At 59.7% G+C, this 14,750-nt stretch carries 11 protein-coding genes; 9 read left to right on the plus strand and 2 right to left on the minus strand.

Annotated features, from left to right (window positions below; all coding sequences use genetic code 11):
- Window positions 1-27 precede the first annotated feature (27 nt).
- Entirely contained in the window at window positions 28-1,164 is a 1,137-nt protein-coding gene (locus CRI93_RS05770; protein ID WP_141491580.1) for an NHL repeat-containing protein, read from the minus strand.
- 222 nt (window positions 1,165-1,386) lie between these two features.
- On the opposite strand from CRI93_RS05770, the gene nosZ reads away from it, so the two are divergent.
- From nosZ to CRI93_RS15095, 6 genes are all read left to right on the plus strand, one after another.
- Window positions 1,387-3,234: a Sec-dependent nitrous-oxide reductase gene (gene nosZ, locus CRI93_RS05775; protein ID WP_098061675.1), complete on the plus strand. Its 1,848-nt coding sequence runs from the start codon at window positions 1,387-1,389 to the stop codon at window positions 3,232-3,234.
- 101 nt (window positions 3,235-3,335) lie between these two features.
- Complete coding sequence (locus CRI93_RS05780; protein ID WP_098061676.1) at window positions 3,336-3,962, plus strand: hypothetical protein; 627 nt, start codon at window positions 3,336-3,338, stop codon at window positions 3,960-3,962.
- The gene (locus CRI93_RS05785) at window positions 3,959-5,389 is read left to right on the plus strand and encodes a right-handed parallel beta-helix repeat-containing protein (protein WP_098061677.1); all 1,431 of its coding nucleotides are present in this window, start codon (window positions 3,959-3,961) and stop codon (window positions 5,387-5,389) included. The genes CRI93_RS05780 and CRI93_RS05785 overlap by 4 nt, the downstream gene beginning before the upstream one ends.
- Window positions 5,386-6,051 (plus strand): heme ABC exporter ATP-binding protein CcmA, encoded by a 666-nt coding sequence (gene ccmA, locus CRI93_RS05790; RefSeq protein WP_098061678.1) that lies wholly within the window; start codon window positions 5,386-5,388, stop codon window positions 6,049-6,051. The genes CRI93_RS05785 and ccmA overlap by 4 nt, the downstream gene beginning before the upstream one ends.
- Window positions 6,048-6,836, plus strand: coding sequence for an ABC transporter permease subunit (locus tag CRI93_RS15090; protein ID WP_141491581.1), 789 nt, complete (start codon window positions 6,048-6,050; stop codon window positions 6,834-6,836). Before ccmA ends, CRI93_RS15090 begins: the two co-directional genes overlap by 4 nt.
- A gap of 38 nt (window positions 6,837-6,874) precedes the next feature.
- The gene (locus CRI93_RS15095; RefSeq protein WP_176521724.1) at window positions 6,875-7,804 is read left to right on the plus strand and encodes an SCO family protein; all 930 of its coding nucleotides are present in this window, start codon (window positions 6,875-6,877) and stop codon (window positions 7,802-7,804) included.
- 34 nt (window positions 7,805-7,838) lie between these two features.
- Here CRI93_RS15095 and CRI93_RS05805 read toward each other — a convergent pair whose 3' ends face one another.
- Window positions 7,839-8,522 carry a Crp/Fnr family transcriptional regulator gene (locus CRI93_RS05805; protein WP_098061680.1) on the minus strand — a complete coding sequence of 228 codons (684 nt, stop codon included), beginning with the start codon at window positions 8,520-8,522 and terminating at the stop codon, window positions 7,839-7,841.
- Window positions 8,523-8,819: 297 nt separating this feature from the next.
- Here CRI93_RS05805 and CRI93_RS05810 point away from each other — a divergent pair, with 297 nt between their 5' ends.
- The 3 genes from CRI93_RS05810 to CRI93_RS05820 all read left to right on the plus strand — a co-directional run bounded on the left by CRI93_RS05810 (window position 8,820) and on the right by CRI93_RS05820 (window position 14,674).
- The gene (locus CRI93_RS05810) at window positions 8,820-9,353 is read left to right on the plus strand and encodes a plastocyanin/azurin family copper-binding protein (protein WP_098061681.1); all 534 of its coding nucleotides are present in this window, start codon (window positions 8,820-8,822) and stop codon (window positions 9,351-9,353) included.
- A 421-nt stretch (window positions 9,354-9,774) separates the two neighbouring features.
- Complete coding sequence (locus tag CRI93_RS05815; protein WP_176521725.1) at window positions 9,775-12,897, plus strand: SusC/RagA family TonB-linked outer membrane protein; 3,123 nt, start codon at window positions 9,775-9,777, stop codon at window positions 12,895-12,897.
- Between the two features lie 49 nt (window positions 12,898-12,946).
- On the plus strand, window positions 12,947-14,674 hold the full coding sequence (locus CRI93_RS05820) for a RagB/SusD family nutrient uptake outer membrane protein (protein ID WP_098061683.1): 1,728 nt from the start codon (window positions 12,947-12,949) through the stop codon (window positions 14,672-14,674).
- The last annotated feature ends 76 nt before the right edge of the window (window positions 14,675-14,750 follow it).

Genomic DNA, 14,750 nt, shown 5'->3' on the forward strand with positions numbered 1-14,750 from the left:
TTTCTGCACCGTCGTCTCTGAAAAAGCTTACATCTGAAGTCGTACTACCTGAGGCACGCCGTCCTCGGTCGTTTGGGTGCCATACAACGTGTCGTCGAGGAGGTACCCTTGATGGAGAGCAACGCCGTTTGGCCATTGCACGATCTTAACCAGCGCACCCTCCGTGTCGTACACATCTGCTTCGTTGGGGGTATTATCGGGCATGGAGCGCTGCACCCAGAGGTGGCTCTGGGCGTCGAAAAAGATGCGGTCGATGGGGGGCTTGCGGTCGGGCACGCCAAAGGCGAGCTCGCTGGTGGCAACGCCGTAGGTGTCGGTGTAGCGTTGTAGGGAACGACGGGCGCGTTCACGCTCATCATCGGAGAGCGCTGGGCCGTCTACATCGTGCTCAATAACATGGAGCGTGTCGCCGTCTGCGTTGTAGCGGATCACTTCATATCGATCGGTGATCGCAAACGCCCAGTCGCTGTTCGGAGCGTGAGCGTCCAGGGCCCGCGATCCAAAGGGTTGCGGAATGAATACCTTGCCGCCCTCAATATCGACCTCCTGCACCGAAAGACGTCCACCAGGCGCTTCGGGGATGGGCTGTTCATGCATGGTTTCGTTGCCGATGCTACGGTGGAAACGCATGGTGCGGACGCCGCCATTGTGCTGCGCATTACCCACATCAATGAGGTAGCCGTTGGCATCAAACGTAGTACGTGCGGCACGCCCGAATGCCTGATGGCTCATACGAATCTGTCCGTCAGGCATAGCACCTTCTGCATCCACCCGAAAACGGAGGTAGCGGCGGTTCTGGTCGTCGCGGATCCAGAGAGCTCCTTCCGGTCCAACAGCGGGGCAGCACGGGGTATCAACTTCGCCGGGGCCTTCGCCAGCGGTGGCTACGTCGAACAGGTAGGTGCCGTCGGCATCGTATGCACGCACCACATCGCCCTGTGTGTCAGTCACAATCATGCGGTTTTGGGCATCAGCTACCACGCCGCCGATGCGTCCAAACATGTAGGGGGCCTCGCCTTCGGCAACGCCAATCACGAGATCAACCTTGGCTACAGTAGGGGCAGGACGATTGGCATCTGCCGATGAAGGCGAAACGTCGCCTCCGCATCCACCGACCAGTAGGACGCATACGGCGACATAGATTAAGAGACGTAGTGCAGGCATTTCAGAACAGGGGGAAACAGAGATTGCAGAATGGGAGACAGCCACGAGCTGTGAGGCCCGTATAAACATAGCGCAAAGAAGAGGTAAAAGGCAACGGCCTTGATTTAAGTCAAGGAGGTCCGTTAATTGGGGGTGTAGGTTGGTATTGCGCTCAGAAAATGGAGGCTACCTGGAGTGCCTTGCACCGTACACACTCTCCACGAAATAACCCATGTGGACCTTATGCTACGACATGTTGCTTATACGATTGCGTTATTCGCTGTGCTACTTACGGGGTGCAGTTCAGGAGGCGGAGGGGACGACACAGCGACATCGCGCGCTGAGGTGCCCATTGGAGAAAAAGACTCGCACTACCTGTTCTACTCCGGCGGCCACTCGGGGCAGGTCTTTGTATCGGGGATTCCGTCGATGCGTGACCTTTCGCGCATCCCGGTGTTTGCGCCCTCGCCCGGTCATGGCTACGGCTACGACGACGAGTCGCGCGAGATGCTGGGCGACTACACCTGGGGCGATGTGCACCACCCGGCCCTCTCCAAAACCGATGGCACGTACGACGGACGCTGGCTGTTTGTGAATGACAATGCGCACAACCGCATTGCACGTATCGACCTGAACACCTTCAAGACAGCCGAGATCATAGGACCCATCCCGAACGCGAGTGGCAACCACGGCTCGTCGTTTGTCACAGAGAACACCGAGTATGCGCTTACGGCGACACGGTTTTCCGTGCCGCTACCCAAAGGCCGCTACGCCCCCGTTGAGGACTACGAGGAGGAGTTCAACGGCATTGTGAGTGGAATTGCGATCGACGAAGAAACGGGATCTATGGGGGTGGATTGGCAGATCCTGACGCCGCCCTTTAACTGGGATCTGGGCTCCACGGGTAAAGGCCCCAGCAGCGGGTGGGCGTTCTGGACCTCGTACAACTCAGAAATGGCCAGCGACTCCCTCGAAATCCAGGCCAGCCAGATGGACCGCGACTATGCGGCATTTGTGAACTGGGAAGCTGCTGAAGACGCTGCCGAAGACGGCAACTACACCATGATTGACGGCGTGCCGGTCATCGATCCTGCCGAAGCACCGGGCGTGATGTACTTCGTGCCGGTCGCCAAGTCGCCGCACGGCATCGACGTAACCCCCGATGGACGCTGGATTGTGGCGGGGGGAAAGCTCGACCCCACCGCTCAGGTCTTCGACTTTGAAGACGTGCAGGCGGCGATTGAGGAGGAAGACTTCCAGGGCGAGGTGCGCGGCATCCCTGTGCTGAACTACGACCGCGTGCTTGAAGGGGCCGTTCCTGTGGGGCAGGGCCCGCTACACACGCAGTATGACGGCCGCGGCAACGCGTACACCTCGCTCTTCATTGAGTCGAGCGTTGCGAAGTGGAGCCTGCCTCCGTGGACGGATGAGGAAAAAGAAGATCTGAGCCAGGTTGTTACCGACAAGATCGACATCCATTACAACATTGGACACCTGGTGATTGGCGGCAGCGACACGCGCGAGCCACAGGGCGACTGGCTTGTGGCTATGAACAAGATTGCAGGCGACCGCCCGCTCCGTACCGGTCTATCGAAGCCGGAGACGAGCCAGCTCATCGACATTTCGGGCGAAGAGATGGAGATGGTGGCCGAGTCGTACACCAGTCCGGAGCCGCACTTTGCGCAGATCCTGCCTGCGGATGCCATTCAGCCCGACCAGGTGCTACGTCAGTCTGACAACGACCACCCCGAAGCCGTTTGGGATCCGGAAGAAGCAGGCATCACGCGCGATGGCAATGAGGTCACTGTGCACATGATCGCTCAGCGCAGCATGTTCACCCCCGATGTGATCGAGGTGGAGCAGGGCGAGGACGTAACCATCCACGTTACCAATGTGGAGCAGGTGGCCGACATGATTCATGGCATCGGTATCGGCGAACACGATACCAGCATCATTATGGATCCGGGCGAGACGAAAACCTTCTCGTTCTCCACCGAGGAAACGGGCGTCTTTCCGTTCTACTGCACGAACTTCTGCTCGGCGCTACACCAGGAGATGCAAGGCTACATTGCCGTGCGTCCGTCTGAGTAGACTGTGCCTGCGTTCCATGCCAGGGGCCCCACCGCGCGGGTCTCTGGCATTGTGGGATGCGTAACTGGTCTGTTTGTCCTTTTACTATTGTTTGTGCTGCTATGGATGAGGCCTCTCGCTCCAACACGCGGTTTTTAGATCGTCCGCTCAACACCACGTCGCGCATCTTAATGGGGCTGGCAGCACTCCTTGTTGCGGGAGCCATCCTGGCCCCGCTCTGGCAGATTCGGCTGGAAGCACCGATGTACGAGGATCCGCTTCTGATGGATATTTACGCTCACAAGCTGGAGAGTGGAAACGACGGCCAAGACCTGAAAGAGATCAACACGCTTAACAAGTACGTGGGCATGCGTACGATCCAGGAAGCCGACTTTACGGAGATGGACTGGATGCCGTTTGTGCTGGGGGGGTTCGCACTGCTGGCGCTTCGGGCCATGTTCTTTGGGCGGATTCGAAACGCGGTTGATGTGGGGGTGCTCTTCGCATACTTCGGTGCATTCTCGCTCTACCGCTTCTACTACCAGATGTACGTGTACGCGCAGAACCTGGACCCCACCGCGCCCATGAACATGGAGCCGTTTATGCCTGCGGTGATCGGTTCGAATACGGTAGCTAACTTCACGCAGTGGAGCTACCCGAACTGGGGCTCGGCCCTCCTGGCTGGATTCATCATGCTGGTGGTTGCTGCCATCTGGCGATCTCGCAACGAATCCCACAATGCCTCATGATGATGCGTGCCAGTACACTTATTATGGGCCTGCTGATCGCGGGCACGCTGGGCGCAGTTGCGGCGCAAACCACGCCGCCCGACACGCTTTCGCAGGCGCGCATCAATGCCGCTGCGCCAGGCGATACGCTCCACGTTCAGCCCGGCACCTACAACGGCCCGTTCGTGATTGACCGGCCGCTTGTGCTGGTGGGCCACGAGCGTCCCCATCTGCGGGGCGATGACACCACGCATGTCGTGCAGATTACGGCGCCGCGTGTGCATGTGGAGGGCTTCGAACTCTCGCGCTCGGGCACCAATCTCGGAAGCGACCACGCCGCGCTGATGGTGCAGGCCCCTCGTGTAACCATCCGCAATAACCGCATCCGCAACAGCCTGCACGGCATCTACCTGAAAGGGGCTCGCTATGCGCACATCGAAGACAACCACATTCAGGGCAAAACAACCATTCAGCGGACGGAGACTGCGTCTGCATCTCATCATGGCGGCACCCAGAATGAGGATATGCATGGCGATATGCATCACGAAGCGCTCGGGCAAAACCAGCGGGGCAATGGCATTCACCTGTGGAAGACGGCCCACAACACCATTCGTGGTAACACGATTACGCAGGTGCGCGATGGCATCTATTTTTCGTTTGCTGATAGCACCCACGCCTCCGAAAACACCATCGAGCAGGCGCGCTACGGGCTGCACTACATGTACTCCGACGACAACCGCTTTACCGATAACCGCTTTTCTGGCAACGCAGCAGGCGCAGCGCTGATGTACTCGAAACGCATTACGGTGGCACGCAATCAGTTTCAGGATAACCGCACGCATCGTGGCTATGGGCTGCTGTTGCAATCGGTTGAGAACACGCGCATCACCAACAACGACATTCTACGCAACGCCACCGGCATCTACCTGGAAAACAGCCACATGAACACGGTGCAGAGCAACCGCATCGCATCCAACTTTCGGGGGATGCGCCTGACAGGCAGCTCGTATCGCAATACGTTCGCTGAGAATACGATTCGGGCCAACCTGCAAACGATTCTGCTGCGTGGACATAGCGACACCAACGCATGGCACACGGGCGGGCGTGGCAACTACTGGGGGCCGCGCGGGCTGCTCGATCTGGATGCCGATGGGGTGAGTGAAACGCCGCATCGCACCGTCGATCTGCTCGGGCCATACGAAGAAGACTTCCCGTTCGTGGCGCTGCTCACGCGCAGTCCGGGCATCGACCTGGTAACACATGCCTTGCAACGCGTGCCGCCGCCGGGCGCCTCAATGATTGTGGACGATTACCCGCTTATGCAGGCGCCCCACGACACAACCGAAGGCGCTTCCGTTGCATCCGCCGCCCGCTCGTGGCTTGGGGCGGTGGGGCTCGTAGGCCTGCTGGGTCTTGCTTTTCTCCTGATTCGACCGGCGCGCTCATGATTCACTGCACCAACCTGCACAAATCGTTTGGATCGAAGACCGTGCTTCGCGGGGCGTCGATGGATGTTCCTCCAGAGCAGGGGGTGACTGCTCTTCTTGGCCCGAATGGGGCCGGTAAAACCACGACGCTCCGCATTCTTGCTGGGCTGGTTACGCCCGATTCCGGTACCGTGCGCATCAACAGCATCGACTTGCAGACCGATCGGGCCGCAGCTCAGCGGCAGCTTGCGTTCTTGCCCCAAGACGTGCGCTTCCACCCGGCCATGACGCCGCGCCGCGTGCTCCGCTTCTATGCGCAGCTTCGCGAGATTGCGGATCCCGACATCGAGACTGCACTCGAAACCGTGCGCCTCACCGACGCCGCCGACCGCTCGTGCGAGGCGCTCTCGGGTGGGATGCGACAGCGTCTGGGGCTGGCCCTGGCCGACTTGATGGACGCTCCGCTCCTGCTGCTCGACGAGCCCGGCCTCAGTCTCGATGCCGAATGGCGCGCCTACCTCAACAAGTATCTGTGCCGCCATGTAGACCGCGGTGGCACCGTTTTGATGGCCACGCACCTGCTCGACGTCTGGGGCGACCTCATTGATGCCACGCTCCACTGCACCAACGGCACCATCAGCGCTCCATCCGAATCTCCCGCCCATACGCCCGCCGCGTCATGACGCCTCTGCCGCTCTCTGCTTTTCGCGCCCTGGCGATACGCGAGGGATACACCGCGCTGCACAACCGATTTGTGCAGGCATTTGCGCTGGTCGTGTGGGCAAGCAGCACTGCCGTGGCCGTGTTCACCGGCAACGACGCCTCCGTGCCGTTCGCCGTGCTGCTGCTCTGGCTGTACGTGGTGCCGCTGTTTGCTTTGCTGATTGGCGTGCGCACCATCCACGAAGAGCGCGACGAACACCCGTTCCTGCTCAGTCAGCCCGTGCCACGCGTTACGTTTATCATCGCCAAGCTGACCACGCTGGTCGGACTCATTGCAGCGGTACTGGCAGCGGCCCTTGTGCCTGTGGCCCTGGCCGCGCCGGGCGGCGGCTGGATGCTTATTTTCGGACTCGGGCTCGCGCTGGCGCTCATCGGCGTAAGCGTGGGGCTGGCGCTCGGGCAGTACGCACAGAGCGCGGTGCGGGGGCTCATGGGGGCGCTGCTCCTCTGGTTTGTAGGACTGGTGCTTTACGACTTTGCCACCCTTGCACTGGTGCAGGTGCCCTTTATGCACGATCAGCCCGCCCTGTGGATGGGTATTCTGCTCCTGAATCCGCTCGACGCCGTACGCCTGGCCGGACTCATGGGGCTGGAGGCGGTGCCCTTCACCGTCCCCGGCGCGCAGCAGTGGGCCGAGCCGCTCCTCAATCGCCTCGACATCTGGGTCGCCGCACTCACCCTGGTCTGGACCACTGTAGCCGTGGAGTGGACACGCCGCCATCTGAACCGCTACGATGTACAGTAAACTCCGCCCTTACGCATCCATCCGATATGAATAGTCGTATGCAAAAACTTGGTTTGGTGGGATTCGGAGGGATAGTGGCCCTCGTACTGGTCGGTTTCGGACTTTGGGCGACCGGATTGGGGCCAGAGATGGAGCGCGTTATGCGTTGGGGCTCCGACTCGGAGGCCGAAGAGATCTACACCGTGCGTGGGCGCCTTGTAGAGGCTGCAAGCGATGGCACCGAGCTCGTCGTAGAACACGAAGCCGTTCCCGGCTTCATGGTGGCAATGACAATGCCGTTTACGCCCGAGAACCCCGAGGCGGTGCCTGCCCTGGAGCGCGGCGATGCGCTCACGTTCCAGTATCACGTAGGCACCGACCGCGCCTGGATCACCGACATTGAGCGCCTTCCCGATGACGCGGTAGCCGCTGTGCCCGCCGCCGATCGTATGAAGCGAGCCACTGCGCCTCCCGACCTCGACCGCCTCGAAGAAGGCGATGCCGTGCCGCCGCTCTCACTCCTCAACCAGGACGGCGAATCCATCACCCTGCACGATTACGACGGGCAGGCGCTGGTGGTTAACTTCATATTCACGCGGTGCCCCGATCCCACGTTCTGTCCGCGTATGTCCAGGCACTTTCAGACGCTGCAAGACGAACTGATGCCCAAGCAGGCCGACACCGCGCACCTGCTCAGCATCACCATCGACCCCGAGCACGACCGGCCCGACGTGCTGCGCGACTATGCCGCCCGCTACACCACCGACCTCGATACATGGACCTTTGCTACCGGTACACCCGAAGCCATTGCGCGCGCCGGGCGCCTGTTCGGGGTGTTCTACGAGTATGGCGAAGGCCAGATCAACCACACCCTGGCCACGGCCCTCATCGCCCCGGATGGTACCCTGCACACCGTATGGCGCGGCAATCGGTGGACGCCCAGCGATGTGCAACAGGCGCTTGCGTCGTTGACTCAGGAAGATGGGTAGTAGGTAGTAAGAGGCTCGGTTGCTGTGCCGATGGCTACACCGCAGCCAACTTGTCGGGATTTAGCATCACAATGGCATCGCCCTCGTTGCGGATTAGAGATTGATCTTCAAGCTCGCGCAGTGCTCGCGAAAGCGTTTCGGGCACCGTTCCCAACTCAGCAGCCAGGATCGACTTGGGGCGGTTAAGCTGCACCGTCGCCCCATTCGCATGAGTTGGGGCTTCATTCAGCAGATAGCGTGCCAGCCGCGTACACACATCGTGGAGGGCAAGGCCCTCTAACCGATCCGCCAGCCGACGTAGCCGCTTGGCCATATGCCCAACCATGTGAAGACATACATGTGGATGTGACACAACGTACTGCGTAAACGGAGCTGTAGGCAGAAACAGAAGCTCGCTATTGCAGACGACCTGAGCTGTTGCCGGATACGTAGGATTCGGATTCGACTCGAACAGCGGGACCTCGGCAAAAGACGCCCCAGACTCCACAACATGCAGCACAATGCGGCGCCCAGCGTCGTCGGTACGATAGATTTGTACTTGACCCGTAATTACCAAAAAGAAGCCGTGATGTGGATCTCCATGATGAAACAAAATACGGTCTTTCGGAGCTTCTTGTACTGAACCCAAACCAATAATTTGGCTGCGCTCCTCGCGAGCAAGTCCACCGAAAAATGCGTGCTTGCTGAGCACCTCGTGAATTGTCTGGGTGGGCGTCATGATACGTACAGTGCGGTTAAACAGTGGGAACGAACTGCGCAGAGGGAGTACAGGCAGACCGAAAAAATACTATATAGCCTAAGTTGCGAGGTGCAGCACCAGCCCTGCGCATTCTGTCATTCTGAAGAATGCAGCGGGGTCGACAGGGCATCCCTTGTGAGAATCTCCTGCAATATGAGCCAAACAACTGCGATAAGGGTAGTCGCAGAATGACATAAACGGGAGCTTAACGGCCGCCCTTGCAACCTGAGTTATACACCCGTTCATTACACGCACCATAACCTACAACGAGTTTCTATGATACGTTCTACGTTCCGTACCACGTTCACCATCTTGCTGGCAGGAACGCTGGCACTCTTCCTGGCGGCCTGTGGAGGCGGCGAAGCTCCTGAGGGCGACTCGGCAGAATCCGAATCGGGAGGAGCGACAACCGAGCAAAGCGCTGATGTCGACCGCGAAATCACGCTGCAGCCCGAAGGCAATCAGATGAAGTATGCCACCACCGAACTTACGGTGGAAGCCGGGGAAACCGTGCGCCTCGTGTTTGAAAACATTGCCGAAAGCCCCTCGATGGTACACAACGTGCTCATCCTGAACACCGACGACGAGGAAGTCGTGGAGCGCGTGGGTACCGCTGGTCAATCGGCTGGCCAGAGTGAAGGCTATGTGCCTGACGACGATGCCATCATTGCGCATACGCCGCTTGCACAGCCGGGCGAAACCGTGGAAGTCACCTTTACGGCGCCCGAAGAGCCAGGCGAGTACACCTACGTGTGCACCTACCCCGGCCACTGGGCTATGATGCAAGGCACGCTGGTCGTGGAAGGCTAACCCCTCCAGAGAAGCTCAGGGTTGCCGTCCCTCCTCAACTTTACAGGGGGCGAGCTGGACCTGAGTAGAATAATCACAGACGAGGTCAAGCTGTACGCTTGGCCTCGTCTTTCTTTTGTCCCTAAATAATATCGTTCCCATCATTTCGAGGAGTTAGGGTAAGGAGCTTCGGTCTACGACGCCTTTTGACGCTACAAAAGTTAATAAAAGGTGAAGAAAAGCGGTTTTGATAGGATTGAGTTGAAGATATGGCAGAGTTTTGGTATTCCTTGTTATGAAATCGTTCCCATAAAGAGTGAGTTCAGCCATTTGTGATATGGGAAAGCGTCGCTATGTGGCGCATGTGTTGGGAGCGCTTCCAACCGAAAGCTCCCATCGATTGCCTGATTCGGTGCCTGTTTCTCTGACTCCCTGTACTGCTATGCGGCATACCGTACTTCTTCTTTTTACGCTTGCTCTGGTAGCGTGGCTGCCCCGCAGCGCCACTGCGCAAGACACCGCACACGACGTGACCGGCCAGGTCATAAGCGCCGACGACAATGCGCCCCTTCCGGGCGTGAATGTGCAGGTGCAAGGCACAACCGTTGGCGCCTCCACCGATGTGGAGGGCCGCTACCAGCTTACCGCACCCTCGCCTCAAGACACACTCATCTTTTCGTTTGTCGGATTCGAACGGCAAATTGTGCCCATTGACGGGCGGACCACAGTAGACGTGACGATGACGTCGAGTGCCGTTGATATCGAGGGGGTGGTCGTTACCGGATACCGCGAACTGCGTCGCGAACAGGTCACCGGCTCGGTCACCGTCATTGATACCGACGACATCGAGCGCTCCAGTTCGGCCAACGTTGTGGGCGACCTGCAAGGGCGCATTCCCGGACTCTCTATCAGCCAGACAGGGTCGCCGTTTGGGGATGCGGAGGCGCTCATTCGGGGCGAAGGTACCCTCGGTAACAACGCCCCGCTCTTCGTGATTGACGGCATCCCCTCCAAAACCGGCGCGGTGCGTCAGCTCAACCCGAAAGACATCGAATCCATGCAGGTGCTGCGCGATGCGGCCACCGCGTCGCTCTACGGATCGCGCGCCTCGAACGGCGTTGTTGTGATTACCACGCGCCAGGGCGAAGAGGGGCAGTTTCAGGTTAACTACAGTGCCGACATCACCGCCTCACAGATGGCGAATCGTCACGATGTGTTGAGCACTGAACAGCGCGGACGGGTGGTTTGGCAGGCTGCTGTCAACGATGGGCGCAATCCTGACAACCTCCCCATTTACAACTACGACTGGTCGGAGAACGGCGGCACTCCGGTACTCAACGAGGTGATCGTGCCCGAATATCTGGGCGACCCTGACGAAGGCATCCGCGCCGCTAACACCGATTGGTACGACGAAATTTCGCGCATGGGTCTCGTTCAGCAGCACAACCTGTCGGTAACGGCGGGCAGCGAACGAGGCAGCAGCTACCTGTCGCTGCGCTATCACGAAAACGATGCTATCGTCAAAAACCAGAACTTTCGGCGCATCGGCGCGCGCATCAACACCGACTACACGTTCTTCGACGGACGCCTTACCCTGGGCGAAAACCTGGCGGTGTCGCATGAGCAGGGCACGCCGTTGCCCGAGGGACTGGGCGGCACGCCGCTGAATCTGTCGCTGCTGGTGCAGCCTATCATTCCGGTGCGTACGGAAGACGGGGGCTGGGGCGGGCCTATTGGGGCCGGATTCGATGATCGCGACAACCCCGTACGGCTCCTCAGCCAAAACCGCTGGGACCAGCAGTCCGCTGTACACGGCTTCGGGAATGCGTTCGCTCGTCTCGATGTGACCGATGACCTGCAATGGAACGCGCGCTTTGGGATCGACTGGCGACGCGAGCTCAACCGCGACATTCAGCGCACCTACCAGAGTGGTTTCCTGAGTCGGGACCTGAACTCGCTGAACCGCATCAATTCCGACAATCTGGATTTGACGCTAAGCACTACGCTGGAGTATGATCTGGATGTACAAGACCACGAGTTTACGATGCTGGGCGGCTTTGAAGCCAGCCAAAGCGAGTTCCAGTCCAGCAGCACCTTCCAGGAGGACTTCGCGGTCGAGTCGTTGGAGTTTTTTGTAGAAGGAGCAGGCGCGGGCCGCCAAATCGTGGACGGAGGGCAGACCGGATTCAGCCTGCTCTCTTACTTTGGTCAGGCGAACTGGGCCTACGAAAACCGCTATCAGGCCAGCGTCACCGCGCGTCTCGACGGGTCCTCGCGCTTCGGCGCTGAAAACCGCTATGGCTTCTTTCCGGCCCTATCAGCCGGGTGGCGCCTCTCCGACGAACCGTTCTTGAGCGATGTAGACGCGCTCTCGAACCTGATGCTCCGCGGTAGTCTCGGCATCGTCGGAAACCAGGAAATTGGCAACGAAGCCCAGTTTACGCTCTTCGAGTCGCTGCTGGGCACCGACATCTCGTTCGCCCCCGATAACGGCACCGCCTACGACATTGGCGGGCAGGGGTCGGGCAACATTCCGGCGGGCTTTCGGCGCGTACAAACGGGCAACCCGGCACTTAGTTGGGAGGAAACCACCGAGGCAAACCTTGGCATCGACTGGGCTGTGCTCGACCGGCGTCTGCGGGGGTCGGTGGATACCTACTGGCGCGAGACCACTGACATTCTCATCCAGCCTCCATTTCTGGCGGCTGAGGGCGAAGGCGGCAACCGCTGGTTCAATGCAGCAGCGAAAACCGTGCGCGGATTCGACGCGCGGGTGCGCTACCAAGACGATGTGCGCGGCGTAGAGTATGACCTTACTGGCACGTTTGGCCTCTACCGCGATGAGATTACCGAATTGCCCGAAGACGTAGTCGATGCTTTTCCGGGCAACGTGGAGCAAGACATTCTGGGGCGCTCCAGCGGATCCCTCTTCGGGTACGTGGTCGATGGCATCTTCCAGAACGAAGACGAGGTCAGCGCACACGCCGAACAGCCGGGCAAAGATGTGGGCCGCCTCCGCTTTGCCGATCTCGATGGCGATGGCCGCATCACCCCGCTCGACCAAGACTGGATTGGCAATACCACGCCCGACTTCGTGTACGGCCTGAATGCAAACGCTGCATACGGCAACTTCAGCGTGCGGCTCTTTCTGCAGGGCGAGCATGGGCGCGATGTGGTGAACCAAGAGCAGAAGCTCTACACCGACTTTTCGGGCATCTGGAATGGTGCAAACTACGGCACGCGCACCCTGGACGCCTGGACCCCCGAGAATCGTGATACCGACATCCCTGCGCTCTCGCTCTCCGACGATAACAACGAGCAGCGCTTCTCCACCTACTTCGTGGAAAACGGCTCCTACCTGAAGCTGCGCGAAGTCCAGGTGCGGTACACCGTGCCCGAACGGCTCACCACGCGAGTGCAGGCCCAGAACGTAGACCTGTACGTGCGCGGTGAGAACCTTTTCACGCTCGACGCGCCCAGCTTTACCGGCGTAGACCCTGAAGTACCCGGCCAACTGTTTCCGCTGGCGCGCAGCTTTACCGTCGGTATCGACCTCACGTTTTAGCACGCTGCCTCTGCCTCCCGTTGCCTTGTACCCAACACCCCACGGACCCATGACATTCCCGAAACTCATTCGCTCGCTCATTCTGCTGTGCGCACTAAGCGTACTCCTCGCAGCGTGCGACAGCTTCCTTGACCACGAACCCCGAGGCACGCTCAACGAACAGCAACTCGACAATCCCGAGGGCATCGAAGGGCTGGTGACCTCCGCCTACGCTGATCTGGGGAATAGCCACTGGACCGCCCCGTACTCGACCATGTGGATGTACGGCAGCGTCCGCTCCGACAATGCCTTGAAGGGCGGGGGCGGCACCGGCGATCAGGGCGGCTACAACAACTACGAGCTCTTTGCCAATGCCCAGGTCGACCAGGGCGAAGCCGATGCAATGTGGACGGAGCTCTACTTTGCAGTCTCGCGAACCAACGCGGCCCTGCGTGCGCTGGCAGATACCGACGAGGCGAACTTCCCCGAGCGTACCGCCCGCCAGGCTGAAATGCGCTTCTTGCGTGGGCACTTCTACTTCGAGTTGAAGCGCCTCTTTAAGCGCGTGCCCTACATCGATGAAACGATCCCTGAAGAGGAGATCTCAACAGTCTCAAATGTCGAACTGACCAGCCAGGAACTGTGGACGGCGATTGCCGACGACTTCCGGTTTGCCGCAGACAATCTGCCTCCGATGCAAGACGATGCAGGGCGTCCTACCGAGTATGCCGCCAAAGCCTATCTGGCCAAGGTGCTGCTGTATCAGGCGTACGAGCAAGACAGCCAGCACAACGTCACCGCCATCAACCAAAACCGCCTGCAAGAAGTCGTGGCGCTGACTGACGAGGTCATCAACGCCGGGCCGTACGATCTGCACAGCGACATGGCCGATAACTTTTTGGTGAGCGCGGACAACGGCGTCGAGTCGGTGTTTGCCGTGCAGCGTTCCATGGACGATGGCACGCAGGAGGGCCGCGTGGATATGGACACGGGGCTAAGCTATCCCATGGCGGGCGGCTTTGGCTGCTGCTGGTTCCACGTGCCCAGTCAGAACCTGGTCAACGCCTTCCAGACAAGCGATGACGGCATCCCGCTCTTCGACCGCTTCAACGACGAATCGCTCGATGAACCAGAAGACTTTCAGACCAACACGGTGGATCCGCGACTCGACCACACGGTCTCGATTCCCACGCACCCCTTCAAATACCAGCCGAATCAGGTGTACGACGAAAGCTGGTCGCGCTCGCCTCAGGTGTACGGGCCGTACGCCTCAATGAAAGCGCTTCAAGTGCGCGAAAACACGACCGCGGTGGGGCCTTTCTTCGGAAGCTCCAAAAACACCGACCTCATCCGCTTTGCGGACGTGCTGCTGTGGCAAGCCGAGGCCCTGATCGAACTGGGGCGCCACAACGACGCGTTGCCGCTCATTAACCGGGTGCGCGAGCGGGCGCAGAACAGCACTACACGGTTGGTGGATGCAGAAGGCAATCCGGTATCCAACTACAACATTGCGCTGTACGAGCCGGGCGTCAACATCGAGTGGACGCCTGAAAACGCCCGCGAGGCGCTGCGCTGGGAACGTCGCCTGGAGCTGGCAACCGAGGGCGAACGCTTCTTCGATCTGGTGCGCTGGGGCATTGCAGGGGAAACGCTCAACCGCTACTTCGATGTGGAGCGCACGCGCTACGAGTATCTGCAAGAGGCCGCGTTTACCGAAGGGCGCGACGAGTACCTGCCCATCCCCCAGCAGCAGATCGACTTTAGCCGAGGCCTCTACGAGCAGAACACTGGGTGGTAATTGAGCACCTCGTGCACGGGCAGCTCATGATGGGCGGAGTGCCAGTGCGGGACAATCCGCCCGGCTGTACGGTTGG

Source organism: Longimonas halophila (assembly GCF_002554705.1).
GTDB classification, from domain to species: Bacteria; Bacteroidota; Rhodothermia; order Rhodothermales; family Salinibacteraceae; genus Longimonas; species Longimonas halophila.